Here is a 24,081-nt window from a genome sequence, read left to right as displayed (position 1 = left end):
TCATTCAGTATGATGCGCTAGACTGGATAGTCCCTTGCTTGCAGATGCAAGTAGGGTTTTGGGCCGCAGCGACAGGGGAGTTGCGATGTTGATTTTGACCAGAAGGGTTGGCGAGACCTTGATGATTGGTGATGCAATCACCGTGACTGTGCTTGGTGTCAAGGGCAACCAAGTACGCATTGGTATCACCGCGCCGAAGGATGTCTCGGTACACCGCGAAGAAATTTACCAGCGGATTCAAAGTAATACGCAATCTGGCGACGACGAAGAAAAATCGTCATAAGGTTTGCCGGATCGTGTAATTGCCTGTATCCTTGCCGGCTCACGAATTCGCCTTCCGGAGACTTGCCCGAGAGGCCGAAGGGGCTCCCCTGCTAAGGGAGTATGGGGTCAAAAGCTCCATCGAGGGTTCGAATCCCTCAGTCTCCGCCAGTTTGGCGAAGTCGTGAAAATGAGCGGTAAGCGTCATTAGTTGTTGACGCATTGCGGGATAAGCTACATAATTCCGCTTCTGCGCCCGTAGCTCAGTTGGATAGAGCACCAGGCTACGAACTTGGGGGTCGGAGGTTCGAATCCTTCCGGGCGCGCCACCTAGAAAAGCCAACCGTCGGGTTGGCTTTTTGCTTTTCTGTCGTCGCAATACGGCCGGCCGAGCGCATTTGGAAGCCCGGCATGGCACACTTTGCGCGCGGTTTGTGCATTGCAGCCGCTTCCCCCACACGTTTGTTCAGTCCATGCGCACCTGTCTGCCCACGATGTCTCGTGTTGTTCCGTTTGCCCTGCCGTTGGTGCTGGTTTTAGTCGGTTGTGAGAGAACGGCAGACACTGCGGCGGCCACGGCCAACCCAGCCGCAACGCAAGCAATCACCGCACCCATCGCACCACTGGTCTTGCAGGACGTGATCGAAACCACGCCCAGCTACATCGTGGGGATCAGCTACCCGCAAGTGGCCTCCAAATATCCGCCGTTGGCGCAAGCGGTGCAGACCTATGCCGAATCCACCCGCGCGCAGTTGATGCAGGCGGTGACAGGTTTGAAGGGGCAGAAGCCGGAGATGCCATACGACCTCAGCCTGTCCTTTACGCAAGTGGTGGAGACCCCGCGCGTGGTGGCGGTAGCGGCGGAAGGCAGCAGTTTTACCGGCGGCGAGCACGGTACGCCCTTGGTGGAGCGGTTTGTGTGGTTGCCGCAGATGCAGCAGATGTTGGCGGCCGAACAGTTGATCCCGGATGCTGCCAATTGGGGGCCGATATCGGCGCTTGTGCGCGAGCAGCTAATGACGGCGTTGTCGCAACAGTTGGATGATGAAGGTGTGGAAGTCGACAAACGCGCGCAATTGCTACGTAGCGGCAGCGCCCGTATTGACGCGGGCACCACGCCAGAGCCGAAGCATTTTTCCAAGTTTGAGCCGGTGATGAATGCCGATGGCAGCATTCGCGCGCTGCGTTTTGTGTTTCCGCCCGAGCAGGTGGGCACTTACGATGACGGAACGCGCAGTGCGGATGTGCCGGCGAAAGTGTTGCTGCCGCTGATCGCACCGGTGTATCGCCCGTTGTTTCGCGCAGGCTGATCGTGATGTTGCGGCGATAACCAACGACAACGCCGCCCGAAGGCGGCGCTGGCGTGTTGCGGCTGTGGAAAAATTACTTGCTATTGAGTCCGCGTGCCTCCAGCAGCGGCTCAATCTTGGCCTCGTAGCCGGAAAGATTGGGGAACAGCTTGCCCGCTTCGATCTGGCCACCTGGTGCCAGCACGAACTTGCGCAACTTATCGCCATTTTCCTGCGTCAGACCACCGTGCTGACGTACCCATTGGGTGGTGTTTGCGGCCAACACTTCCGACCAAATATAGGCGTAATAACCGGCCGCATAGCCGCCCATGATGTGGCTGAAATAAGGCGTCTTGTAGCGCGGCGGTACCGGCGCGTAATCAAAGCCGTCGGCTTGCAGGGCTTTGGCTTCAAACGCCATCACACCGGGGGCATCGGGAATTTGCTCCAGCGGTAGTTGGTGCCAGCGTTGGTCTAACATCGCCGCTTCCAAATACTCGGTGGTTGCAAAGCCTTGGTTGAATTTGGAAGCTGCCAATACCTTGTCCAGCAGCGCCTTGGGCATCGGCTTGCCGGTTTGGTAATGCTTGGCGTAATGGGCCAGCACTTCCGGCCAATCGGCCCACATTTCGTTGACCTGCGAGGGGTATTCCACAAAGTCGCGCGGCACGTTCATCGAGAAGTACGGATAGCGCACATCTTGGAAGAAGCCGTGCAGGGCGTGCCCAAATTCGTGGAAGGCGGTGTTGACTTCATCCCACGTCAACAAGGTGGGCTTGCCTTCGCTGGGCTTGGGGATGTTCAGATGGTTGGCCACCACCGGTTTTTCGCCCAGTAGTGCCGACTGTGACACATAGGTGTTCATCCACGCACCACCACGCTTGGACGCACGCGCATAGGGGTCGAAAATGAAGATAGCCAGTGCGCTGCCGTTTTTATCGAACACCTCATAAGTGAAGGTGTCCGGGCGATATTTGGGTAGGTCGGTGCGCTCTTTGAAGGTGATCCCATACAGCCGGTTGGCGGCGAAGAACACACCGTTTTCCAACACGTTTTTCATTTCGAAATACGGCTTGAGTTGGGACTCATCGAAGCTGTATTTGGCGGCGCGCACTTTTTCGCTGTAGTACGACCAGTCCCACGGTTGTAGTGGGAAGGTGGCTTGGTGGGCGGCCTTTTGCTGCTTGTCGATCATCGCCTGCAAGTCACCACCTTCGCGGCGGGCATTGGTCACGGCCTTGGGGGCCAGTGCGCGCAACATCTTGTTGACGTTGTCCTGGTTGGCGGCGGTTTCATCGGCCAGTACAAAATTGGCCGAGGTGTCGTAACCCAACATGCGCGCACGCTCAGCGCGCAGTTTCAAAATCTGCGACACGACGCCGGTGTTGTCCCATTGGTTGCCACGGCTACCACGCGCCACCGAGGCCTCGTACAGTCGCTGCCGCAGCGCACGGTTTTGCAATTGCGCCTCAGCCGGTTGCCCAGTTGTGTTGAGTAGAGCAATGACATATTTGCCGGGCAGGTTGCGGGCTTTGGCCGCTTCTGCTGCCGCCGCGATTTGCTCATCGCTCATGCCTTTGAGGTCATCGACGCTATCTACCACCACGGCCGATGCATTTACCTCGGCCAGAACATTTTGGTTGAACAAGGTGCCCAGCTTGGACATCTGCGTATTGATGTCACGGATACGCGCCTGCTGTGTGTCGGTCAACGCCGCGCCTGCACGCACGAAGTCTTGGTAGCGCTTTTCCAGCAAGCGCTTGTCGATGGCGTCCAGCCCAAGGTTGTCGCGGGCGTCGTACAGGGACTTGATGCGGGCAAATAATTTGGGGTTGAGCGAAATGGCATCGCTGTGTGCGGAGAACTTCGGCGCATATTCGGTTTCAAGCTTTTCGCGCGCATCGTTCTTGTCGGTGGCGATCAAGTTGAAAAACACATTGGTGGCGCGGTTCAACACTTGCCCGCTTTTTTCCATCGCCACAATGGTGTTTTGGAAGCTGGGTGCTTCCGGGTTGTTGGCGATCGTGTCGATTTCGCGCAATTGCTGGGCCATGCCGGCTTCAAATGCGGGGGCAAAATCGCTGTCGGCGATCTTGTCAAATTGCGGGTAGTTCATTACCAGCGGGCTGGGTGCGGCGAATGGGCCGCTGTAGGCAATAGGCGCGGTGGGGGTGGCAGGGCGCATCGAGGCCTCCTGTGTATGGGCAACGGGCGCGGTGGTGGCGCAACCGCTGATGACGGTGGCGATGGCAAGGGCGAGGGTGCAAACGATGGGTCGATTCATGATGGCTCACAGGCGCTACAGATGACCGCTAAGGGTAGCGCAATGCGGCCCAGAGGGATGTGCATGTGTCGATGATAGGCCTAATATCTTTCCTATATCTTTCGGCAGTTGCCAATAGACTGTCGAGCAATAAGAATCAGCAGCATTGAGCAGGACAGGCAACCATCAACATGCACGCATTTGATTTTGAAGCGATGGACTTAGATGGCAACCTGCAGGCGCTCTCGCAGTACCGCGGGCGGGTGCTGTTGATCGTCAATGTGGCTAGTCAATGTGGCTTCACCCCGCAATACGCGGGCCTAGAAGCACTCTGGCGCGATTATCAGGCGCGCGGCTTGGTGGTGCTTGGGTTTCCGTGCAACCAATTTGGTCACCAAGAGCCGGGCGATGCGGATGAAATCCGCAATTTTTGCTCACTTCAATACGATGTCAGTTTCCCCATGTTTGCCAAAGTGGATGTGAACGGCAGCAATGCGCACCCGTTGTGGGCATGGTTGAAACAGCAAAAAGGTGGCCTGTTGGGGATCGATGCCATCAAGTGGAATTTCACCAAATTTTTGGTCGGGCGTGATGGCAAGCCATTGCGCCGCTATGCACCGACCGATGCGCCGGATGCCCTGCGCCGTGACATCGAGGCCGCCTTGGCATGAGCCGTGAAGTCATCGAGGGTCGTGGCTATCGGTTGGAGTTGGAATTCCAGCCGCCGCTGCTGTGCGTGCATATCTTTGGCAATGCCGACAGCAGCCTGCCCGTCACGAGCGAATACTGGCTGAGCATCATTCACAAGCTGCGTACATTGGGTGCCACACAGCTGTTGTTGCTGGATGCCAAAGAGAGCGACGTGATGTCGCACGAGGATTTGGAGCGGTTCTTTGTGGCGATTGCAGGGCAAGGCTTGGAACACGCCAAAATCGCTTATGTGGAAGGCCGCGTGGATCAAATGCCGCATATCCAAGAGGCCGAGTTGATGGCGTTGGAGCGCGGCTACCGGATTCGCATGTTTGGCAATGAAAGTGACGCACGCATTTGGTTGCGCTACGGTGGCGGCTGAGCGGGCTTACTTTTCGACAAAGGCGCGCTCAAAGACGTATTCCCCGGCGGTGCCGATACGCGGCGACGCAGTAAAGCCACGTTGATCGAGGATGCGACGGAAATCCGCCAGCATTTGCGGGCTACCGCAGATCATTGCGCGGTCGTGGCGGGGATCTAGGGTGTCGATGCCCAGCGCTGCGGCAATCCGGTCGTGCTCCAGATGCTCGGTGATGCGGCCACGGTGGTCTTGCCCGTTGTATTCGAAGGCCTCACGCGACACCGTGGGGTAATACAGCAGGCGGTCGCGGATCACATCGCCCAGTAATTCGTGATGCGGCAGCTCGCGTTCGATGTAGTCGCGATAGGCCAAGTCTTCTGCACCGCGCACGCCGTGGCACAGCACCACGCGCTCGAAGCGTGCATAGGTGTCGGGGTCTTTGATCACCGACAGCCACGGCGCAAGTCCAGTGCCGGTGGCCAGTAAATAGAGATTTCGGCCGGGGTGTAAGTCTGAAATCAACAACGTGCCAGTGGGTTTGCGCCCGATTAAAATGGTATCGCCGGGTTGGATATGTTGCAGGCGTGAGGTCAACGGGCCGTCTTGCACTTTGATGCTGAAGAACTCCAGCTGCTCTTCCCAATTGGCACTGGCGATGGAATAGGCGCGCAGCAGCGGCTTGTGGCTGCTATCGGCCTGCTCGACTTCAAGCCCAATCATCACGAACTGACCGTTGTCGAAACGGAAACCGTCATCGCGGGTGGTGGTAAAGCTGAAGTAGGCGTCCGTCCAATGACGAACGTCAAGCACCGTTTCGGTGCCGTAGGGAGCGGCCATGCGGGTCAGGGGGGAAGGCGAGGCAGGCGGCTATTTTACGCTGCCATGCAGCATTCCGGTTGATCCAGAGCAAACATACCGACGATGCGGGGCGGCATGACGCCCCTGCCGGGAGATGGCAACAACAATGGGTGACAACAGCGAGAGCGGTTTCAGCGTTTGACGTTGAACATCGCCAGCCGGTTGTCCAAGGTGATCGCCGGCAGACCAAGGTCGCGAGTGACTTGCACCATGGTGTCGTATTCGCGTGGATCCAGCCGGCCATCGGCAGTGGCCAGGCGCAACAGCGCGTCGTACAGACGTTCTGCGGGGGGCGACCCGGCCGGGTGGGCATCGACAAAGCGCAGCAATTCGGCGTGCACATTGATGTTGCGCAACATGCCACGTTCAAAGGCTTCCATCGCGATGCGGCGCGCGGTCATCGACAAGTCGGTTTCGTCCATGATCTGGTTGGCCAGATTGGATTCGTGACTGCTGACCAAGCGGTCGGCCTTGGCCAGATACCCCATCAAGCCAAAGATCACTTCGATCACCATTTGCGTGTCTTCGTCGGGTTTGCCTAAGCCCAATAGATCGCTCAGCAGCAGGCGGATATCGTTGATGACGCCGCGGATCCCTTCAAACTTGCCGGTTGCAGCACTGCTATCACTCATGATCGTCCCCCCAAGAAAGTCCCCACCCCATCCTGCGCCAGTCGAGCGCCGCTGAAAAGGGGGGCGCGCTATCATTTCACCCCCCGATCCAACGATGCCAGATTTCCGTGACCGCCATCAAGCAAGAAGACCTGATTCAGTCCGTCGCTGACGCACTGCAATACATCAGCTATTACCACCCGGTTGATTACATCAAAAGTTTGGCCGCCGCCTACGAGCGCGAACAATCCCCCGCCGCCAAGGACGCGATGGCGCAGATCCTGATCAACTCGCGCATGTGCGCCGAAGGCCATCGCCCCATTTGCCAGGACACCGGCATTGTCACCGTGTTCCTCGAAGTCGGCATGGACGTGCGTTGGGTAGGCTTCACCGGTTCGCTGGAGGACGCCGTCAACGAAGGTGTGCGCCGCGCTTATCTCGACCCCGACAACACGCTGCGCGCCAGCGTGCTGGCCGACCCCGCCGGCAAGCGCATCAACACCAAGGACAACACGCCCTGCGTGATCAACACCAAGATCGTCGCTGGCGGCAAGGTGGACGTGATCGTGGCGGCCAAGGGCGGCGGCTCCGAGGCCAAATCGAAGTTTGCGATGCTCAATCCGTCCGATTCCATCGTCGATTGGGTGCTCAAGACGGTGCCGACCATGGGCGCTGGCTGGTGCCCACCGGGGATGCTGGGCATCGGCATCGGCGGCACCGCGGAAAAAGCAATGCTGCTGGCGAAAGAGTCATTGATGGAAGAAATCGACATCCAGGACTTGATCGCGCGCGGGCCACAAAACCGGGTGGAAGAGCTGCGCATCGAACTGTTCGACAAGGTCAACGCGCTGGGTATCGGCGCGCAGGGGCTGGGCGGCCTGACCACGGTGCTCGACATCAAAATTAAAGATTTCCCCACCCATGCCGCCAACTTGCCGGTGGCGCTGATCCCCAACTGCGCGGCCACCCGCCATGCGCATTTCACCCTGGATGGCAGCGGCCCGGTAATGCTGGAGCCGCCGTCGCTGGAAGACTGGCCCAAGCTCACCTACAGCCCGCACAACGCGCGGCGGGTGAATCTGGACACCATTACCCGCGAGGAAGTGACGAGTTTTGCGCCGGGCGAAGTGCTGCTGCTGTCGGGCAAGATGCTGACCGGCCGCGATGCCGCGCACAAACGCATGGTGGAGATGTTGAACAAAGGCGAGCCGCTGCCGGTGGACTTGGCCGGGCGCTTCATCTATTACGTGGGCCCGGTGGACCCGGTACGCGATGAAGTGGTGGGCCCGGCGGGCCCCACCACGGCCACCCGCATGGACAAGTTCACCGAACAGGTGCTGGCGCAAACCGGCCTACTGGGGATGATCGGCAAGGCCGAGCGCGGCCCGGCGGCGATCGAGGCGATCAAAAAGCACCAGTCGGTGTATTTGATGGCGGTCGGTGGCTCGGCCTATCTGGTATCCAAGGCGATCAAAGCGGCCAAGGTGGTGGGCTTTGCCGATCTGGGTATGGAAGCGATCTACGAATTTGAGGTACAGGACATGCCGGTGACGGTCGCGGTAGACAGCGCCGGCACGTCGGTGCATCAAACCGGGCCGCGCGAGTGGCAGGCCAGGATCGGCAAGATTCCACTGGCGGTGCTTACCTAGGCGGACAATGACGGTGCGCGTATTACCGCATGCAGCTGAAGCTCGCCGCTGGTTACTTTACGGCGCGTGAGTGGGCGCGGTTGGTGTAGTAGGTTCCAAGAGGTCGCCTGCGTCTTCCAGCGCGCGTGCGCGGCCCAGCTGCGCGTCCAGCGTGCGATCCACCGAGGTATCCCGCAGATGCCCATTTTCTGGCAGCGGTGAGGGGGCCTCGTCGTGGCGTAGCACGAGTACCCGTTGTACCGGCTCGGGGCTGGCGATGTCGGCTTCCCGAAGTTGCCGGCGTAACCGGCGCATGGCTTCGCTGCGTGTACGCGCTAGGTCATTACGGGTTTGGTCGATCCAGCCGGTGAATTGCAAGGTCACGCCATCGTTGCCCAGGTTCAAAATCAGCGCATTTGGGGCCGGATGGGGCAACACCCCTTCAACCGTCGCCAATGCCGCAATTCCGATGTCCATGGCGGTGTGCAAGGATGCGTGGCTGCCGACGATCACCTGAAATTCAAAGCGTCGCTGCGGATTGCGTGAATAGTTCAGCAGCACCGATTTGAACACTAAGCTATTGGGTAGTTGCAGGTGGTTGCCCTCGCCCGTCATCAAGATGGTAGTGCGCGAGTTCAGCGCGATGATCTTGCCCTCGTAGCTGTCGATGCGCACGCTGTCACCGGGTGCAAATGGCTGACGCAGGCTTAGCAGCACGCCGGCAATATAGTTTTCCGCGATGTCTTTGAAGGCAAAACCCAGCACCAGCCCCACCACGCCGGCCGAGCCCAGTACCGCACCGACCAGTGAAGTGGCATTGAGGATATCCAGTGCCACCAGCACTCCGGCCAAGCCAATCAAACTGCGCACTGTGCTGCGTAGCAAGCCATCCATATAGGGATTGCTGCGGCTGATCCGGGTCAAAACGCGCATGCGTCGGCTGATGACCCCGCCCAGCCAGAACGCCCCCAGCACAATCAAGACCGCCACTAGCAGCAGCGGAGAGTTGGCCAGCAGATGCACCAGTTTGTCTTGCATCTGCTCTAGCGCTTCCAAGAAGCGCTCGTAGAGACCATGTGGGGTGGGTGGAAGGGTTTGCATCAGGGTGTTTGGCATCACGACGGCATCGATGAGATTACAACCACCATGCAAAGGCAAACGTGCCCAGCATGGTGAAGGCCAAGGCAAGTTTGAGCGCGGCGCCTAATAGGATACCCAGCCAAGTCCCCGCGCCGACTTTGCTGGCGTGGCCAAGACTGTTGGGGTGCAGGCTGCGTTGATGCAGCAATTCACCGGCAACTGCGCCAATGAAGGGGCCCAAGATCAAGCCGGGGAGTGCAAAGAACAGCCCCACCACGGTGCCCAAGGTGGCACCCAGCATGGCCAGTTTACTGGCCCCCACCCGTTTGGCCCCGTGTGCGGTGGCCCAAAAATCCACGATCAACGAGAGCAGCGTCAACATCGCCAAGATGGCCAGCGTCCATCCCCCGACATGGGTGAACCCATCTGCCCATGCAGCCACCAGCAAACCAACGAAGACCAGTGGCGCGCCGGGTAGCACCGGCAGCAAGGTGCCTGCCAAGCCGGCAACCACCAGCAGCGCAGCAAGCAGGTAAAGCAGGAGTGTCCAGTTCATGCGTTCACAATGAGGGCGAAGACCAAACAAACAAAGGCCGCCGGAAGGGCGGCCTTACACAAACGCGATGGCGCAACGCTTCTAATCGTGCAGAGATCAGTTTTTGAAGTCGCGATGGCAGCCCTTACAGGTGTCACCCACCGACTTCATGGTGCCGGCCAAACTTTCGCAACTCAGCGGTGGCGCGGTGATGGCCTTATCCACGGCACCACGCATGGCAGCGGCGGCACTCTTGAAGCGTTCGTCATCGCGCAAGTCGGCAAATGCGGGCTCCAGATCATTGGCGGTCATGCGCAGTGCTTGCAAATGCGGCACCACGTCGCTGGCACTACAGCGGTTTTGTTCCATCGCGGTCTTGAGCTGGCCCATATGCCAACCTTGAACCTCCATCAGCGCCCCGGGGAAGTGATTTTTGCGGGCATCCAGCGCACGCAACACCATCACCGTGGCGATTGCCCCCACCGCCAAGCCAAGCAGCAGCAGAAACAGGTAGCGACCCGCATTGGACTTGCGGGCAGTGGGTTCAGGTGTGGACATGCGAGCACCGTATTGATGGAGTTGCGTGGATTGTGCCTTGCCGATGTGGTTGTGCGCCAGTCAACGCGGGTGGAATTACCAACCCATGTGATGGCCACCGTTGATATCAAGATTGGATCCGGTGATCCAGCTGGCCTGCTCATCGGCGAGAAAGCCCACACCGTAGGCGATTTCTTCTGGCGTGCCCAAACGCCCGGTGGGGATGTCGGCCACGATCTTGGCGCGCACATCCTCCGGTACCGCCATCACCATGTCGGTGGCGATATAGCCCGGTGAAATGGTGTTGACGGTGACGCCATTGCGGGCGTTTTCACGTGCCAGCGAAATGGTGAAACCGTGCATGCCGGCCTTGGCTGCAGCGTAGTTGGCCTGCCCGTACTGGCCCTTGAGCCCGTTGATCGAGCTGATCTGGATGACCCGGCCCCATTTGCGTTCACGCATGCCCTCGATCACTTGGCGCGTCACGTTGAAGCAGGAATTGAGGTTGGTATTGATCACGTCACCCCATTGGTCGGCTTTCATCCGGTGGAAGGTGCCATCACGGGTGATGCCGGCGTTGTTGATCAAAATTTCGACCGGGCCGAGCTTCTGTTCAATTTCTTGCACCATCGCTGCGGCTTCCTGCGGCGAAGTGACATCGCCTTTGACGATGGTGACGTCGTAGCCTTCGGCCTTCATCTTGTCCTGCCAAGCCCGCGCTTTCTCTTCGTTGCGGTAGTTGGTGACCACTTTGTGGCCCATATCGGCCAAACGCTTGACGATGGCAGTGCCAATACCGCCGGTGCCGCCGGTGACCAATGCAACTCTGGATGTCATGTCGTGCTCCTTGCGCGATGCGCGTGCGAATGAAGTGTTCTGATTCTAGGCATAAGGCGTTGAAATTGTGTTGTGCATTGCGGCGGACACTGCAATCGCCTGCTTGGGTACGGTGGCAAGCCGAAACGCTATCGTCGCCGCGTGTAAAAAATCTGCCACCGATGCGAGGGCTGTTTCCGGCAACGCGGCTTGGCCCAGACAAGCCCAGAGATGGCGTAGCGTGGCAATAGGCTGTTGGGTATTGACCGGCAAGGCGGCGCTGGATTTGGACAACTTACGGCCATCGGCACCCAGCAGCAAAGGCAGATGCGCGTAGCTTGGCGTGGGCAGCCCCAAGGCGCGTTGCAGCAAAATTTGCCGGGGCGTGGAATCCAGCAAATCCGCCCCGCGTACCACCTCGGTGATGCCCTGCGCGGCATCGTCCACCACCACCGCCAGTTGATACGCCCACAGGCCATCGCTGCGACGCAGCACAACATCCCCCACGGCGCTATCCACACATTGTTGGACGGGGCCGTGGATGGCATCGTCGAAGTGGATGTTGCAGGCATCGGGGACGCGCAAGCGGATGGCCGGGTGTGGGCGCTTGCACGTTGCCACGCAGTGTCGATGGATGCCGCCCACGCTGGCCAAATCGCTGCGGCTGCAATGGCATTCAAAAGCCAAGCCGCGTGCCAGTAACTGTTCCAGTGCCGCTTGGTACAAAGCACCGCGCTGGCTTTGATACAGCACGTCGCCATCGTGATGCAGGCCGAATGCCGCCAGTGTGCGCATTTGGGCATGCGCGGCGCCGGCCACTTCGCGGGTGGTGTCCACATCCTCCACCCGAAGCAACCAGCGCCCACCTTGTTGCCGCACCCGCAGCCAACTGCCCAGCGCCGCCAGCAGCGAGCCGGCATGCAAGGGGCCGGTGGGCGAGGGCGCAAACCGCCCGCAGGCACTGGAACTAAACGGGGTGTTCAGCATGCTGGATTGAATTTTGCGGGTATCGGCCACACTACCGAAAGCATAGGCACATTGGGTGCAGAAGGGCTAACGACGCCATGTTCAACCGTATTTTCTTGTTTGTCGCCACCAACCTTGCGGTATTGGCACTGGTCAGCATCGTCATGTCGGTGCTGGGCGTGAATTCGCAGCAGTTTTCTGGCTTGTTGGTGATGGCGGCACTGTTTGGGTTTGGTGGCTCGATCATTTCGTTGCTGCTGTCGAAATGGATGGCCAAGCGCGCCACCGGTGCGCAGGTGATCGAGCAGCCGCGCAACGAGGCCGAGCGTTGGCTGGTCGCCACCGTGCAACGGCAGGCGCAGGCGGCGGGCATCGGGATGCCGGAAGTGGCCATTTATGACGCGCCGGAAATCAACGCCTTTGCCACCGGGGCCAACCGCAACAACGCGCTAGTGGCGGTGTCCACCGGCTTGCTGCGGGCGATGAGCCGCGACGAGGCCGAGGCAGTACTGGGGCATGAAGTCAGCCACGTTGCCAATGGCGACATGGTGACGATGGCGCTGCTGCAAGGCGTGCTGAACACCTTCGTGATCGTGTTGGCGCGCATTGTGGGCCGGGTGGTGGATAGCGCCATCAGTGGTGACCGCGACCGTGGCCCCGGTTTTGGCTACTACATCATCGTGTTTGTGCTGGAAATGGTGTTTGGTTTCTTCGCCTCGATGATCGCGATGTGGTTCTCGCGCCATCGCGAATTTCGTGCCGATGCCGGCGGTGCCCAATTGGCTGGCCGCCAGAAAATGATCGCGGCGCTGGAGCGTCTGGCGCAGACCCACGGCGAAAGCACCCTGCCCAAGCAAGTGGCGGCTTTCGGGATCAATGGCGGCAGCGTGCAACGGCTGTTGATGAGCCACCCACCGCTGGAAGTACGGATTGCCGCGTTGCAAAAGGCGGCGTAATGCTGCGCCCAATGCCCGCGCCTGTCGCGGGCATTACGGTTGGCTGCGGGGTTATCGCGGCTTAATTATCGAAGTCGTAATGCATGTCTGGGCCGGCCACGGCCAAGAAATCACCTTCGGCATAATCGACATTGCTGGAGAACAGGATCGACATGCTGGCGGCATCTTGCACGAACTCGGCGATGCTTTGAATGCCGTGTTCGCGGGCTTTGAGCGCCAGCTCGCGGATGCGCGCCTGATTGGCGGTGTTCTTGGGCAAATCTTCCATAAAGCCGCGGTCGATTTTGACGAAGCCCGGCACGAAGTGCGCCAGCAACTGGAACGAATCCAAGCCGGCACCAAATTGTTCCAGCACCATTTTGCAGCCCAGTTCTGCCATTGCGGCGGAAAACACTTGGGCCGCGCGCAGGTTGATGAAGACTTTGGATTCCGGTACTTGCAGCAGCAACGAGGCACCGTTGGTGGCATGTTCGGCCAACTGTTCGGCAATGAAGGCTGGCAGGGTTTCGTCCAGCAACGAGGCGTGGGTGATTTTGACCAGTAAGGTCACCGGCTTGCCGGCACGCGCACGCTGGCCAATCGCCTTGATGGCATTGAGGATGACCCAGCGGTCGATCTGCCCCAGCAGGCCGTGTTCTTCGGCAATTGGCAGAAAATGTTTGGGAGCCACAGATTCGCCGCCGCCACCCTCTAGGCGCAAATAGGTTTCATACATCGGGCTGGGGCTGCCCAGCAAAGAAATGATGGGCTGGTAGATCAATGCGAAGCGGTCGTTAAGCAAGGCGTCCTTGATGCGCAGCACCCACGCTTGGATGCGTTCTTCCTCGGCACGATCCACCGCACCCGGATCAAAAATCTCAAAGCAGTTGCCGCCAACATTGGCCGCCGATTGAATCCCTTGGCTGGCCTTAGCCAACACTTGCGACACGCTGGCAATTTTTTCGCCAATCTGTACGCCACCAATGCTGGCGGTCAGGGAGCCGGATTTACCGTTGACTTCAAAAACACTGGATGAAAATGCATCCCGAATTTTTGCGGCCAGCGCGGAGGTGGCGTTGTGGTCGCCGCGCGCCAGTACGGCAAAGCTGTTTTCACTGAAGCGGGCAATTTGAGCGCCAGCGGTAAGCTCGGTGGCCAAAGCTTCGCGCAGGCTATTGGCAATGGAAGCCAATAAACCATCGGCACCGTTCAAGCCGATTTCGTGCAGGATACGCTGGTAGTTGTCGGGCTCTAGCAGCAGCAGGCTGTACTGCGCCTGATGTTGTCCGGCATCGACCACTGCATCTTCCAACTGTCGCAAAAACGTGGGGCGATTGAGCAAGCCGGTGGTTTGGTCGCGCTTGCGGAGCTCTTCGAGTTCTTGCACCAGCTCGGGGTCGGCTTCGGTGGCTTGATGCCGGAAAATGATCTGTTGGCAGTGCTCGCCTTGATATTCCGCCGCGACAAACTCCATCACCGCCGGGAATTCTTCGCCATTGCTGTCGTGCGCGGTCAACTCATAACGCGGCGGCGGGTCTTCGCCCCTAGACAGTCGCTTGAGCAAGGCTTTGAAGGCCTCAACATCGGCAGTGGCCACCAAATCCAGCAACGACATGCCTTCGATGTCGTCGAAAGATTCGTAGCCAAACATTTCCAGATAGGCCTGATTGGCGCGGATATGCATGCCTTCGTGGATGTAGGCGATGGGTTCGCGCGAGGAGTCGATCAGCATGTCGCAGCGGCGTTGGGTTTCGCGCATTTGCGCTTCCAGCCGGCGCTGGGCGCGACGGGCTTCAAGATCGTTCCATTCGGTCAGGATATTTTTCAGAAACTGTGCCGAGCGGCTGTGCAGGGCGACGGCTTGTGCACCAAGTGTCTGCACATGTTCCAGAATGTCATCGGTGATGCCATCCAGCACCGCCAGCAAAGGTACGTCCTTGCCGCAGCCCATCACCGCCTTGGCGACTTGCTCGAACGGGATGACCACGGCGGCGTAGTCGGCCAGCACCATGTCCACCGGCTGCTGCGCCAAGATCGACACCAATTCATCCAGTGATTCTGCGCGCAACGGGCGCACAGCCGTGCCGGCATTGCGCAAGCGGCTGACCATAGCTTCGGCCTCGTTGACCAAATCGGCAACGAGCAATAAACGCAGTGCGGTGTCCTTTCCAGTAGCCATACGCGGGGGAGTCGTGGCGGAGATTACGGCAAGGCTACATCATCCAACGCCAAGAATGGCGTTCTGCGGGCTTGTCAGCGGGGTTTTGCCGGGTTGGCCGGGGATTTCACGCACCAGTTTGGGCACCAGATAACCGGGCAGGCGTGCGGCCAGTTGCGTGTGCAGGGCCAGTGCGCGGGGAGTGTCCACTTCAAAATGCGCGGCCCCTTGCACGCGGTCGAGCTGGTGCAGGTAGTAGGGCAACACGCCGGCGGCATAGCCGCGCTCACACAAATCGGCCAAGGCATCGGTCTGATCATTGACCCCGTGCAGCAGCACCGCTTGATTCAGCAAGGTAATGCCGATACCACGCAGGCGAGCCATCGCCGCATCGACTGCGGGGTCGAATTCGTTGGCGTGATTGGCATGCACCACCATGGCCACCGGCCACGGCAGGCCGCGCAGCCAGTCCAGCAGGCCCGCGTCCACGCGCTCGGGCAGCACGATGGGCAGGCGGGTGTGGATGCGCAGGCGGCGAATGTGCGGAATGGTGCGCAGGGCGTGGGTCAGCTCGGCCAGTTTGTGGTCGGCCAGCGACAGCGGATCGCCGCCGGACAGGATGATCTCGTGAACCGACGCATCGCCGGCGATCACCGCCAGTGCATCGCGCCAGCCGCCGCTGGCGGCGCTGTCATCGGCATACGGGTAATGCCGGCGGAAGCAGTAGCGGCAGTTCACCGCGCAGCTGCCGGTGGCAATCAGCAGGGCGCGGCCGTTGTATTTTTGGATGACGCCGTGGCCGCTGCGGGCAGCGTGATCGCCCACTGCATCCAGCCCGAAGCCGGGCACGATGCGGTCTTCGTCCAACACCGGCAGCACTTGCCGCAACAATGGATCTGCCGGGTCACCGTGGCGCATACGGGCGATAAAGCCGCGCGGCACCCGCAGCGGGAACTGCTGCGCGGCGGCATCCGAAAGCTGCGCCGCCAATGCATCCAGCCCCAGCAGCGCCAGCAGTTCGCGGGGGTCGCGCACGGCGTCACGCCACTGGACCTGCCAGCGTACGGAGGGTGCAATCACGGGTTGCTGCAATGGGAGAGGGGCTGCGGGTATCATAGTGGGCTGTAAAACATCATTCCGGCATGGCCGGAATCCTCATCAAACCCACAGTTTAGCCGCCCTGCCGGGTGGCCCCAAGGAGTACCCATGGCCACCCTCGGCATGAACGACGTCAAATCCGGCCAGAAAATTCTGGTCAACAACGAACCTTCGGTCATTTTTGAAACCGATTACGTGAAGCCAGGCAAAGGTCAGGCGTTCACCCGCGTGCGCTATCGCCAGATCCGCACCGGCCGCGTGCAGGAAATCACCATGAAGTCCACCGACTCGGTGGAGGCGGCCGACGTGGTGGATACCGACATGCAGTATCTGTACACCGATGGCGAGTACTGGCATTTCATGAATCAGGAGTCCTTCGAGCAGGTGCAGGCCGATAAAGCCGGCGTGGGCGATGCCGCCAAGTGGATCAAAGGCGAGGAAGACTGCGTGGTGACGCTGTTCAACGGCAACCCGATTCAGGTGACCCCGCCGAACTTCGTCGAGCTGAAGATCGTCGAGACCGATCCGGGCGTGAAAGGCGACACCGCCGGCACCGGTGGCAAGCCGGCCACGCTGGAAACCGGCGCGGTGGTGCGGGTGCCGCTGTTCGTGGGACAAGACGAAATCATCAAGGTCGATACCCGCAGCGGCGAATACGTCAGCCGAGTGAAGTAAGCCATGACCAACATCACCCCACAGCCCTGCGATCTGTTGATCGAAGCTGGCTGGGTGGTGCCTGTGGTGCCGCACGGCGTGGTCCTGACCGATCACGCCGTTGCTGTCTCTGGCGGGCGCATCCAAGCCATATTGCCGATTGCCGATGCGCGTGCGCAGTTTGCGCCGAAGGACACGGTGGCGCGATCGGAAGCGGTATTGATCCCCGGCTTGGTCAACGCGCATACCCACAACCCGATGACCTTGCTGCGCGGGATCGCTGATGACCTGCCGTTGATGACATGGTTGCAGCAGCATATCTGGCCGGTGGAAGCGGCGGTGATTGGCCCTGACTTCGTGGCCGATGGCACTACGCTTGCCATTGCGGAAATGCTGCGCGGCGGCACCACCTGCGCCAACGAAAATTATTTCTTCCCCGATGTGCAAGCCGGGGTGTACAAAAAGTACGGCTTCCGCGCGCGGGTGGGGGCGGTGATCATCGATTTCCCCAGCGCATGGGCCAGTTGCGATGACGAATATTTCGACCGCGCCTGCCAGCTGCACGATACCTGGCGTGACGATGCGCTGATTGGCACCGCATTTGCGCCGCATGCGCCGTACACCGTCAACGATGCCAATTTTGAGCGCATCCGCATGCTGGCCGATCAGTTGGATGTGCCGGTGCATTTGCATCTGCACGAAACCGCGCAAGAAGTCAGCGATTCGCTGAAATTGCACGGTCAGCGCCCGATTGCACGCATCGACCGCTTGGGATTGCTGAATGATCGGTTGATCGCGGTGCATATGACGGAGCTCACCGAGGGCGAAATCCAGCAATGCGCCGAACGCGGCGTCAGCGTGGTGCATTGCCCCGAATCCAACCTCAAATTGGCCTCGGGTTTCAGCCCGGTGTGCGCACTGCTGAAAGCGGGCGTGAATCTGGCTATCGGCACCGATGGCTGCGCCAGCAATAATGATCTGGACATGTTTGGCGAAACCCGCAGCGCCGCGCTGCTGGCCAAGGCTGTGGCCAGGGATGCAGCTGGGTTCAACGCATTCGAAGCCCTGCATGCGGCTACCCTAGGCGGTGCCAAGGCATTGGGTTTCGAGCACAAGATCGGCTCGATTGAAGTGGGCAAGCAGGCGGATTTGGTGTGCGTGGACGTAAGCCCGCTGGAAACCCAGCCGCTGCATCATGTGGTCTCGCAATTGATCTATGCGGTGGGCCGGCACCAGGTCAGCGATGTGTGGATCAATGGCGTGGCCAAGCTGCGCCAGCGTGAGCTGCTGGGGATGGATGTGGATGCCATCGTGGCCAACGCCAAACAATGGCGACACAAGATTGCGCAGGTGCGGGCATGAGTGCAGCAGCACACAATTATTCACAGGCCGAGCTCGATAAATTCGACGAACTGGCGCAGCGTTGGTGGGACGCCAACGGCCCGCAAAAAGCCCTGCACGCCTTGAACCCGGTGCGCTTGGACTACGTGGCCCAGCGCGCGCCGCTGATGGGCGCGGCGGCGCTGGACGTGGGCTGCGGTGGTGGCTTGCTGAGCGAAGCCTTGGCCAAGGCCGGTGCTGCTGTCACCGCGATTGATCTGGCCCCCAATCTGCTGAAAGTGGCGCGCCTGCATGGCTTGGAATCGGGCATCAAGGTCGGCTATCGGCAAGTGGCGGTGGAGGTCTTGGCTGATGAGGCGGCGGGCAGTTTTGATGTGGTCACCTGCATGGAAATGCTGGAGCACGTGCCCGACCCAGCCGCGATTGTGGCCGCTTGTGCGCGTCTGCTGAAGCCCGGCGGGCGGCTGTTTTTATCCACCCTCAACCGTACCCCAGCGGCGTTTGCGCTGGCGATTGTGGGGGCCGAATATGTGGCGCGGTTGCTGCCCAAAGGCACGCATTTGTATCGTGATTTCATCAAGCCGGCCGAGTTGGCGCGGATGCTGCGCGATGCCGGCTTGCAGCTGGAAGACGTGACCGGCTTGCTCTACGAACCGTGGCGCAACGGTGCCCGTTTGAGCACGCGCACCGAGGTCAATTATTTGGCCTGCGCCTACAAGCCGGAGTGACCATGGCGATGTTTCCCAAGCTGGTGCTGTTCGATCTGGACGGCACCTTGCTCGATAGCGCGCCGGACATGTTGGCCACCGTCAACCGTATGCGCGGTGCGCGTGGGCAGGGACCGATGACGCTGGATGCGTTGCGCCCGCAGGTGTCCAAAGGCTCACGCGCGATGAGCGCAGCGGCGTTCCCGGAGTTGGGTGGCGAGGTGCCGGCCGAGATGATCCGCGAATTTTTGGACATCTACCAACAAGAACTCGGCCAGCATGCGCAATTGTTTGAGGGCGTGGCGAAATTGCTGGATGCCATCGACGCCGCCGGCAGTCGCTGGGGCATCGTCACCAACAAGCCCGACTACTTGGCCAAGCAAATCCTGCCGCAATTGGGCTGGCAAACGCGCAGCGCCATCCTGATTGGGGGCGATAGCCTGCCGCAGCGCAAGCCGCACCCGCTACCGCTGCTGCACGCCGCGCAGGTCTTGGGGGTGGCGATTCAAGACTGCGTGTATGTGGGTGATGACCAGCGCGATATCGATGCTGCGCGTGCGGCGCAAATGCGCAGTGTGGTGGCGCTCTGGGGCTACCGACCCGAGGGCGACGATCCACACACATGGGGGGGCGACGTGCTGGCCCAGACCGCGCAGGAATTGCTGAACCCCGCATTGTGGCAAGCCTTGCGATGAGTGCACCCGAAGCGTCGCAGGCCTTCTTGGACAAGTTGCGGGCGCACTGGCCAGAGTGGGGCGTGGCCGAAGCCTTTTTACCGGCGGCTCAGCGCGAGTGCGCGCTTGCATGGCTGGCCTTGCGCGGCGAGCTGCTGGACGCAGCTTGGGGCGGCGAGGATCCCACCCCCGGTGCAGCCAAGTTGGATTGGTGGATGGACGAGCTGCACGGCTGGTCACGCGGCGCGCGCCGACATCCGCTGGGCTTGCTGCTGCAAAAGCAGCCGGTGGACTGGCAGGCGCTGGCGATGGGTATCCCTGCGTTGCGCAGCCAGCGGATGCCCGAAAGCGACCGCCATGCCGCACTGGACACACTGGCACCGTTTGCGCAGGCGTTGGCAGCGCTGAGCGCGCAGGTGTTTGCAGCCACGCCGGCATCCACCGGGGCCACGGCAGACGCGTTATTGGCCGAATGGGTACTGCACTTGCCCGAGCGCGGTATCCCGGCCACCGGCACCGACATCCCCAGCCTGTTGGCGCTGCCGCCCCTGCGCGATGGTGCGCGGGTGGAGCGCATCCACGCGGCGCTGGTGCGCGGGCGTCTGCGGCGGGCACTGCGAGGCCAGCCGGGCCCGGTGCCGGCAGTGACCGCGTTGTTGGCTGCGTGGCGCAGCGCACGCGGCTGAATCACAGCGTTGCGCGGGCACTCACCTACGCGGCGTTACAATGACGCAATGCACAAGAACGCTTCTCATTCCCCGCTGCCCGATGTCGCATTCGAGGCCGTTGCCTTGGCGCGCCCCTTGGATTGGGTGGGCATGGACGGCATGGCGCTGCCGATCAAAGTGGTGGACGCGCACGGCCAGCCGATGCGGATTCCTGCCACGGTCGATGTGGCGGTCAACCTGCAAGACGCCAGCGCGCGCGGCATCCATATGTCGCGCTTGTACCTGCAATTGCAGCAAAGCTTGGCGAATGAAGCCTTAGGCGCGCCTGCGCTGCGCCGCTTGCTGGAGGCCTGTATCGGCAGCCAGAACGGTTTGGCGACGCGCGCGCGCTTGCATTTGCGCTTCGAACAATTACTGCTGCGCAACGCGTTGCGGAGTGATAACGCGGGTTGGAAGCGCTATCCGGTGACGGTCGAGGCCGAGCTGGCCGACGGCCATCTGCGCCTGACCTTGGCGTTTGCGGTGGAATACTCCAGCACCTGCCCGGCATCGGCAGCACTGTCACGGCAGGCCAATGCCCAGCGCTTTCAAGAAGATTTCGCCGGCCTACGCGCACCGTTAAGCGAGGCGGTGGGGGATTGGCTGGCCAGCGAGCGCGGCATGGCGGCCACCCCGCATGCCCAGCGCAGCCGCGCACAGGTGCGGGTTGAGCTGAAACCCTGTTTTGACGAACTGCCGCTGGTGGCCTTGATCGATGCATTGGAAGCGGCCTTGGGCACGCCGGTGCAAACGGCGGTCAAGCGCGAGGACGAGCAGGCATTTGCGCTGGCCAATGCGGCCAATTTGATGTTCTGCGAAGACGCCGCACGGCGGGTGGCCTCGGTGCTTGCGGCCGATACCCGGGTGGCGGCATGGCAGGCACAGGTGGCGCATTTTGAAAGCCTGCACCCGCACGATGCGGTGGCCACGGTCAGCGGCCGCAACCCGTAAGCGTGCGCTTACTGCTTGCGCTCTAGCACCCATTGCGGGTCGATGCGCACATCGAACCAATTCATCCCCCAATGCAGATGGGGGCCGGTCGCGCGGCCAGTGGCACCCACGGCGGCGATCACATCGCCTTGCTTCACCACATCTCCCACCTTCACATCGATGCGTGAGAGGTGCAAAAAATTACTGCTGATGCCGTGACCATGATCCAGCACCACAGTGCCACCGGTCAGGTACAGACTGGGTGCGGCGAAGGTCACCACGCCGCTGGCGGGGGCTTTGACGGGGGTGCCGGTGACGGCGGCGATATCCATGCCGGAATGCGGCGCGCCGGCCTGGCCGTTATAGCTGCGGGCGCGGCCAAAACGGCCGCTGATGCGGCCTTGCACGGGCCATGAGAACGTCTGGGTAAAGCCGGTTTCATCGCCGTCACGGCGACGCACGGCGGCCACGGCGGCTTGTTCGCGTTCAATGCGGGCGGCGATCGCAGGTGGCGGGTTGACCGTGGCGGGTGGCACCCCGGCAATCGCTTCGATCGGCCAGTCACGCGGGGTCACTATCAAGATGATCTGTTGTGCCGGGGCACCGGGTGCTTGCACGTCGATGTGCAGCGGCCCGGTGGCATCCCGACCAATGCCCAAGACCACGCTGCCATAGGGCGTGGGTCGTAAGCTGCGGCCAGCGTAGGTCACCCGGCTGCCCACTGGCACCTTGCCCAGCACCATCGCACCTTGTGGTGCCGAAGCCGGAAATACGATGTCGCTGGGTGCAGCTGATGCCGGTTGCGGTGCTGTGGTCAGGCTGGCCAAGAGTGGGCTGGCCAAGAGTGGGCTAGCCAAGAGCAAGCCCGCAAGGGCGATGCCGCGCGGTGCTGCCCTCATCGGTCGAAGGTCAGCCGCTGCCCTTGCGGGCTGCCCACCAGGTTGCGGCCATTCCACGCCAGTACGCCATTGACCCAAGTGCTGGCGATGCGCGAGCGGAAGGTGTCGCCTTCAAACGGCGACCAACCGCAGCGGCTCAACACGTCTTCACGACGCACGATGAACGGTGCATCTTCAATCAGCACAAGGTCGGCGGCGTAACCCTCACGCAGAAAACCGCGATGTTCGACATCAAACAACTGCGCTGGCGCATGCGCAAATTTTTGCACCACTTGCGCGGTGGTCAGGTGGCCGTCGTGGACTTTTTCCAGCGCTAGGTTCAGGGCGTATTGCACCAGCGGCAGGCCACTGGGTGCGCTGCTGTAGGGCTGTTGCTTTTCTTCCAGTGTGTGTGGGGCGTGGTCGGTGGCGAGCACGTCGATGCGGTCTTCGGCCAGCGCGCGCAAAATGGCGTCGCGGTCGGAAGCCTCTTTGATCGCCGGGTTGCATTTGATGAAATTGCCCAGCCGTTTGTAGTCCGCGCGTGCAAAGTGCAAAAAGTGCACGCAGGTTTCGGCGGTAATTTGCTTGCGGCTGCCATCGGCGCGAATCAGCGGGCCTTGTTCAAACAGCGCCAGCTCGTCGGCAGTGGAAATATGCAGCACATGCAGGCGGGTGCCATGGCGGCGCGCCAGTTCGATGGCCAGCCGTGTGGATTTGATGCAGGCCTCGCGCGAGCGGATTTCGCCGTGGCACTCCACCGGGATAGCGTCGCCATATTTGGCCTGGTAGGCGGCCAGGGTGGCGTCGATCATCGGCGTATCTTCGCAGTGGGTGATGATCGGCACCGGCGTGTCGCGGAAAATCGCGTCCAGCGTGTCCGGATTATCCACCAACATATTGCCGGTGGAGGCCCCCATAAAGACTTTGATGCCGGGCGCGGCCTTCGGGTCAAGTGCGCGGATCGCCTCCAAATTGTCGTTGGACGCGCCGTGATAGAAGCCGAAATTGCCCCAGGCGCGGCCCGTCGCCCGGCGGTATTTGTCCTCCAACGCGGCGCTGTCCAAGGTGGGCGGCTTGGTATTGGGCATATCCATGAAGCTGGTCAGCCCACCGGCCACCGCCGCGCCAGATTCCACCGCGATGTCGGCCTTGTACTCCATCCCCGGCTCGCGGAAATGCACCTGGTCGTCAATCATGCCGGGCAGTAGCCTCTTGCCGGCGGCGTCAATGACGGTTTCACCGGACTTAGCGGTTAATTGGCTGCCAATCGCTTCAATTTTGCCGTTGTTGAAACGCAGGTCGCCGTCAAATTCGCGCCCCTCGTTCACAAGACGCGCATTCACAATGAGGGTAGATGTCATGGGAAGTCCTTATGCGGGCGGTACGGGGTCGTGTCCGCCGGGGTGAAGGGGGTGGCAACGGGCCACACGGCGCGCGGCCAGCCAACTGCCTTTGATAGCACCAAAGCGGGCAAGCGCTTCCATCGCATATTCCGAGCACGAGGGCGCGAATCGGCAGCGTGGGCCGAGCAGGGGGCTGATGAAGCGCTTATAGCCGCGCAGCAAGAGAATGAGGAGTTTTGAGATCACGAATGGATCACGAAGTTGGGGTGTCAAGAGCGGAATCTTCAAGCTGCGGTTGCCGCCTTGCGCTGGGCAGGGTATAACAGCGCGCCTTCCCCTCTCAAGGGAAGACGAAGGAATCTGACGGACGTGGCTGCGAAAAAACCCGCGAAACAGGCCGCAAAGCCGGCCAAAAAGCTCGCCCCGGCGAAATCGCCGGCCCCCGCAAAAAAGGCGGCTGCTAAGCCTGCGGCGAAACATGCTGCGCCAGTAAAGAAGGCCGCACCGGTAAAAAAACCGGTCGTGGCGAAAAAAGTCGTGGCCAAGACCGCAGTGACCAAGACCGTGAAGCCGACGGCCCCGCAAAAGAAAGCGGTGGTCGCCAAAAAAGCTGTCCCGGCGAAAAAGCCGGCGAAGGCGGCTGCGGCCAAACCTGTTGCTAAAAAACCGGTGCCGGTTGCCAAGGCAGCAGCCAAGTCGGTCAGCAAGCAAGCTAGCAAGCCGGCGAGCAAACCAGCGAGCAAGCCAGCGAGCAAGCC

Annotated in this window: 26 protein-coding genes and 2 tRNA genes; 15 read left to right on the top strand and 13 right to left on the bottom strand. The window is 60.9% G+C overall.

Annotation, left to right across the window (positions count from 1 at the left end):
- The first annotated feature begins 85 nt into the window (after nucleotides 1–85).
- The 4 genes from csrA to PK789_RS03080 all read left to right on the top strand — a co-directional run bounded on the left by csrA (nucleotide 86) and on the right by PK789_RS03080 (nucleotide 1,571).
- Complete coding sequence (csrA, locus tag PK789_RS03095) at nucleotides 86–283, top strand: carbon storage regulator CsrA (protein WP_324306942.1); 198 nt, start codon at nucleotides 86–88, stop codon at nucleotides 281–283.
- 56 nt (nucleotides 284–339) lie between these two features.
- Nucleotides 340–432 (top strand) — tRNA-Ser (locus PK789_RS03090).
- An 81-nt stretch (nucleotides 433–513) separates the two neighbouring features.
- Nucleotides 514–590, top strand: a tRNA-Arg gene (locus tag PK789_RS03085).
- A gap of 165 nt (nucleotides 591–755) precedes the next feature.
- Nucleotides 756–1,571: a polysaccharide deacetylase family protein gene (locus PK789_RS03080; RefSeq protein ID WP_324306941.1), complete on the top strand. Its 816-nt coding sequence runs from the start codon at nucleotides 756–758 to the stop codon at nucleotides 1,569–1,571.
- 73 nt (nucleotides 1,572–1,644) lie between these two features.
- On the opposite strand, the gene PK789_RS03075 is transcribed toward PK789_RS03080, so the two are convergent.
- A complete protein-coding gene (locus PK789_RS03075; protein WP_324306940.1) occupies nucleotides 1,645–3,735 on the bottom strand; it encodes a M3 family metallopeptidase in 2,091 nt (696 codons plus the stop codon).
- Nucleotides 3,736–4,004: 269 nt separating this feature from the next.
- Between PK789_RS03075 and PK789_RS03070 the strand changes: the two genes are divergently transcribed.
- Nucleotides 4,005–4,484, top strand: coding sequence for a glutathione peroxidase (locus tag PK789_RS03070; RefSeq protein WP_324306939.1), 480 nt, complete (start codon nucleotides 4,005–4,007; stop codon nucleotides 4,482–4,484).
- On the top strand, nucleotides 4,481–4,885 hold the full coding sequence (locus PK789_RS03065; protein ID WP_324306937.1) for a hypothetical protein: 405 nt from the start codon (nucleotides 4,481–4,483) through the stop codon (nucleotides 4,883–4,885). Before PK789_RS03070 ends, PK789_RS03065 begins: the two co-directional genes overlap by 4 nt.
- Before the next feature lie 6 nt (nucleotides 4,886–4,891).
- On the opposite strand, the gene PK789_RS03060 is transcribed toward PK789_RS03065, so the two are convergent.
- The gene (locus PK789_RS03060; RefSeq protein ID WP_324306935.1) at nucleotides 4,892–5,701 is read right to left on the bottom strand and encodes a ferredoxin--NADP reductase; all 810 of its coding nucleotides are present in this window, start codon (nucleotides 5,699–5,701) and stop codon (nucleotides 4,892–4,894) included.
- 152 nt (nucleotides 5,702–5,853) lie between these two features.
- Nucleotides 5,854–6,354 carry a TerB family tellurite resistance protein gene (locus PK789_RS03055; RefSeq protein ID WP_324306934.1) on the bottom strand — a complete coding sequence of 167 codons (501 nt, stop codon included), beginning with the start codon at nucleotides 6,352–6,354 and terminating at the stop codon, nucleotides 5,854–5,856.
- Between the two features lie 107 nt (nucleotides 6,355–6,461).
- Here PK789_RS03055 and PK789_RS03050 point away from each other — a divergent pair, with 107 nt between their 5' ends.
- Nucleotides 6,462–7,982: a fumarate hydratase gene (locus tag PK789_RS03050; RefSeq protein ID WP_324306933.1), complete on the top strand. Its 1,521-nt coding sequence runs from the start codon at nucleotides 6,462–6,464 to the stop codon at nucleotides 7,980–7,982.
- 57 nt (nucleotides 7,983–8,039) lie between these two features.
- Here the strand turns inward: PK789_RS03050 and PK789_RS03045 are convergent, their stop codons facing one another.
- From PK789_RS03045 to gluQRS, 5 genes are all read right to left on the bottom strand, one after another.
- Entirely contained in the window at nucleotides 8,040–9,077 is a 1,038-nt protein-coding gene (locus tag PK789_RS03045) for a mechanosensitive ion channel family protein (RefSeq protein ID WP_324306931.1), read from the bottom strand.
- A 19-nt stretch (nucleotides 9,078–9,096) separates the two neighbouring features.
- Nucleotides 9,097–9,597: a DUF456 domain-containing protein gene (locus PK789_RS03040; RefSeq protein WP_324306930.1), complete on the bottom strand. Its 501-nt coding sequence runs from the start codon at nucleotides 9,595–9,597 to the stop codon at nucleotides 9,097–9,099.
- Between the two features lie 96 nt (nucleotides 9,598–9,693).
- The gene (locus PK789_RS03035) at nucleotides 9,694–10,134 is read right to left on the bottom strand and encodes a hypothetical protein (protein ID WP_324306929.1); all 441 of its coding nucleotides are present in this window, start codon (nucleotides 10,132–10,134) and stop codon (nucleotides 9,694–9,696) included.
- A 75-nt stretch (nucleotides 10,135–10,209) separates the two neighbouring features.
- Nucleotides 10,210–10,950: an acetoacetyl-CoA reductase gene (phbB, locus tag PK789_RS03030; RefSeq protein ID WP_324306927.1), complete on the bottom strand. Its 741-nt coding sequence runs from the start codon at nucleotides 10,948–10,950 to the stop codon at nucleotides 10,210–10,212.
- Between the two features lie 45 nt (nucleotides 10,951–10,995).
- Nucleotides 10,996–11,916 (bottom strand): tRNA glutamyl-Q(34) synthetase GluQRS, encoded by a 921-nt coding sequence (gene gluQRS / locus PK789_RS03025; RefSeq protein ID WP_324306926.1) that lies wholly within the window; start codon nucleotides 11,914–11,916, stop codon nucleotides 10,996–10,998.
- Between the two features lie 77 nt (nucleotides 11,917–11,993).
- Here gluQRS and htpX point away from each other — a divergent pair, with 77 nt between their 5' ends.
- On the top strand, nucleotides 11,994–12,851 hold the full coding sequence (gene htpX / locus PK789_RS03020; RefSeq protein WP_324306925.1) for a protease HtpX: 858 nt from the start codon (nucleotides 11,994–11,996) through the stop codon (nucleotides 12,849–12,851).
- 61 nt (nucleotides 12,852–12,912) lie between these two features.
- Here the strand turns inward: htpX and PK789_RS03015 are convergent, their stop codons facing one another.
- Both PK789_RS03015 and epmB read right to left on the bottom strand, forming a co-directional pair.
- Nucleotides 12,913–15,009, bottom strand: coding sequence for an EAL domain-containing protein (locus PK789_RS03015; protein WP_324306923.1), 2,097 nt, complete (start codon nucleotides 15,007–15,009; stop codon nucleotides 12,913–12,915).
- A 39-nt stretch (nucleotides 15,010–15,048) separates the two neighbouring features.
- Nucleotides 15,049–16,104, bottom strand: coding sequence for an EF-P beta-lysylation protein EpmB (epmB, locus tag PK789_RS03010; RefSeq protein WP_324306921.1), 1,056 nt, complete (start codon nucleotides 16,102–16,104; stop codon nucleotides 15,049–15,051).
- Nucleotides 16,105–16,194: 90 nt separating this feature from the next.
- On the opposite strand from epmB, the gene efp reads away from it, so the two are divergent.
- The 6 genes from efp to folE2 are packed head-to-tail and all read left to right on the top strand — an operon-like array spanning nucleotide 16,195 to nucleotide 21,120.
- A complete protein-coding gene (efp, locus tag PK789_RS03005) occupies nucleotides 16,195–16,761 on the top strand; it encodes an elongation factor P (RefSeq protein ID WP_324306920.1) in 567 nt (188 codons plus the stop codon).
- 3 nt (nucleotides 16,762–16,764) lie between these two features.
- Nucleotides 16,765–18,102: a TRZ/ATZ family hydrolase gene (locus PK789_RS03000; RefSeq protein ID WP_324306918.1), complete on the top strand. Its 1,338-nt coding sequence runs from the start codon at nucleotides 16,765–16,767 to the stop codon at nucleotides 18,100–18,102.
- The gene (ubiG, locus tag PK789_RS02995; protein WP_324306916.1) at nucleotides 18,099–18,809 is read left to right on the top strand and encodes a bifunctional 2-polyprenyl-6-hydroxyphenol methylase/3-demethylubiquinol 3-O-methyltransferase UbiG; all 711 of its coding nucleotides are present in this window, start codon (nucleotides 18,099–18,101) and stop codon (nucleotides 18,807–18,809) included. The genes PK789_RS03000 and ubiG overlap by 4 nt, the downstream gene beginning before the upstream one ends.
- A complete protein-coding gene (gene gph, locus PK789_RS02990) occupies nucleotides 18,788–19,483 on the top strand; it encodes a phosphoglycolate phosphatase (protein ID WP_503011881.1) in 696 nt (231 codons plus the stop codon). Before ubiG ends, gph begins: the two co-directional genes overlap by 22 nt.
- Entirely contained in the window at nucleotides 19,480–20,148 is a 669-nt protein-coding gene (locus tag PK789_RS02985; RefSeq protein WP_324306912.1) for an isoprenoid biosynthesis enzyme family protein, read from the top strand. Before gph ends, PK789_RS02985 begins: the two co-directional genes overlap by 4 nt.
- 48 nt (nucleotides 20,149–20,196) lie before the next feature.
- Nucleotides 20,197–21,120, top strand: a complete 924-nt coding sequence (gene folE2, locus PK789_RS02980) for a GTP cyclohydrolase FolE2 (protein WP_324306911.1) — start codon at nucleotides 20,197–20,199, stop codon at nucleotides 21,118–21,120.
- An 8-nt stretch (nucleotides 21,121–21,128) separates the two neighbouring features.
- On the opposite strand, the gene PK789_RS02975 is transcribed toward folE2, so the two are convergent.
- Genes PK789_RS02975 through yidD form a run of 3 tightly spaced genes read right to left on the bottom strand, consistent with a single transcriptional unit; the run spans nucleotide 21,129 to nucleotide 23,569 of the window.
- Nucleotides 21,129–21,998 carry a M23 family metallopeptidase gene (locus tag PK789_RS02975; RefSeq protein WP_324306909.1) on the bottom strand — a complete coding sequence of 290 codons (870 nt, stop codon included), beginning with the start codon at nucleotides 21,996–21,998 and terminating at the stop codon, nucleotides 21,129–21,131.
- Nucleotides 21,995–23,341 carry a dihydroorotase gene (locus PK789_RS02970; protein WP_324306908.1) on the bottom strand — a complete coding sequence of 449 codons (1,347 nt, stop codon included), beginning with the start codon at nucleotides 23,339–23,341 and terminating at the stop codon, nucleotides 21,995–21,997. The genes PK789_RS02975 and PK789_RS02970 overlap by 4 nt, the downstream gene beginning before the upstream one ends.
- Before the next feature lie 9 nt (nucleotides 23,342–23,350).
- Nucleotides 23,351–23,569, bottom strand: a complete 219-nt coding sequence (gene yidD / locus PK789_RS02965; protein WP_324306971.1) for a membrane protein insertion efficiency factor YidD — start codon at nucleotides 23,567–23,569, stop codon at nucleotides 23,351–23,353.
- 123 nt (nucleotides 23,570–23,692) lie between these two features.
- Here yidD and PK789_RS02960 point away from each other — a divergent pair.
- Nucleotides 23,693–24,081: hypothetical protein (locus tag PK789_RS02960; RefSeq protein WP_324306907.1), on the top strand; the 389-nt coding region annotated here is incomplete at its 3' end.

Origin of the sequence: Thermomonas sp., assembly GCF_035369645.1 — a bacterium.
In the GTDB taxonomy this organism is placed as follows: Bacteria; Pseudomonadota; Gammaproteobacteria; order Xanthomonadales; family Xanthomonadaceae; genus Thermomonas.
This window is presented reverse-complemented; position numbering and strand designations above follow the sequence as displayed.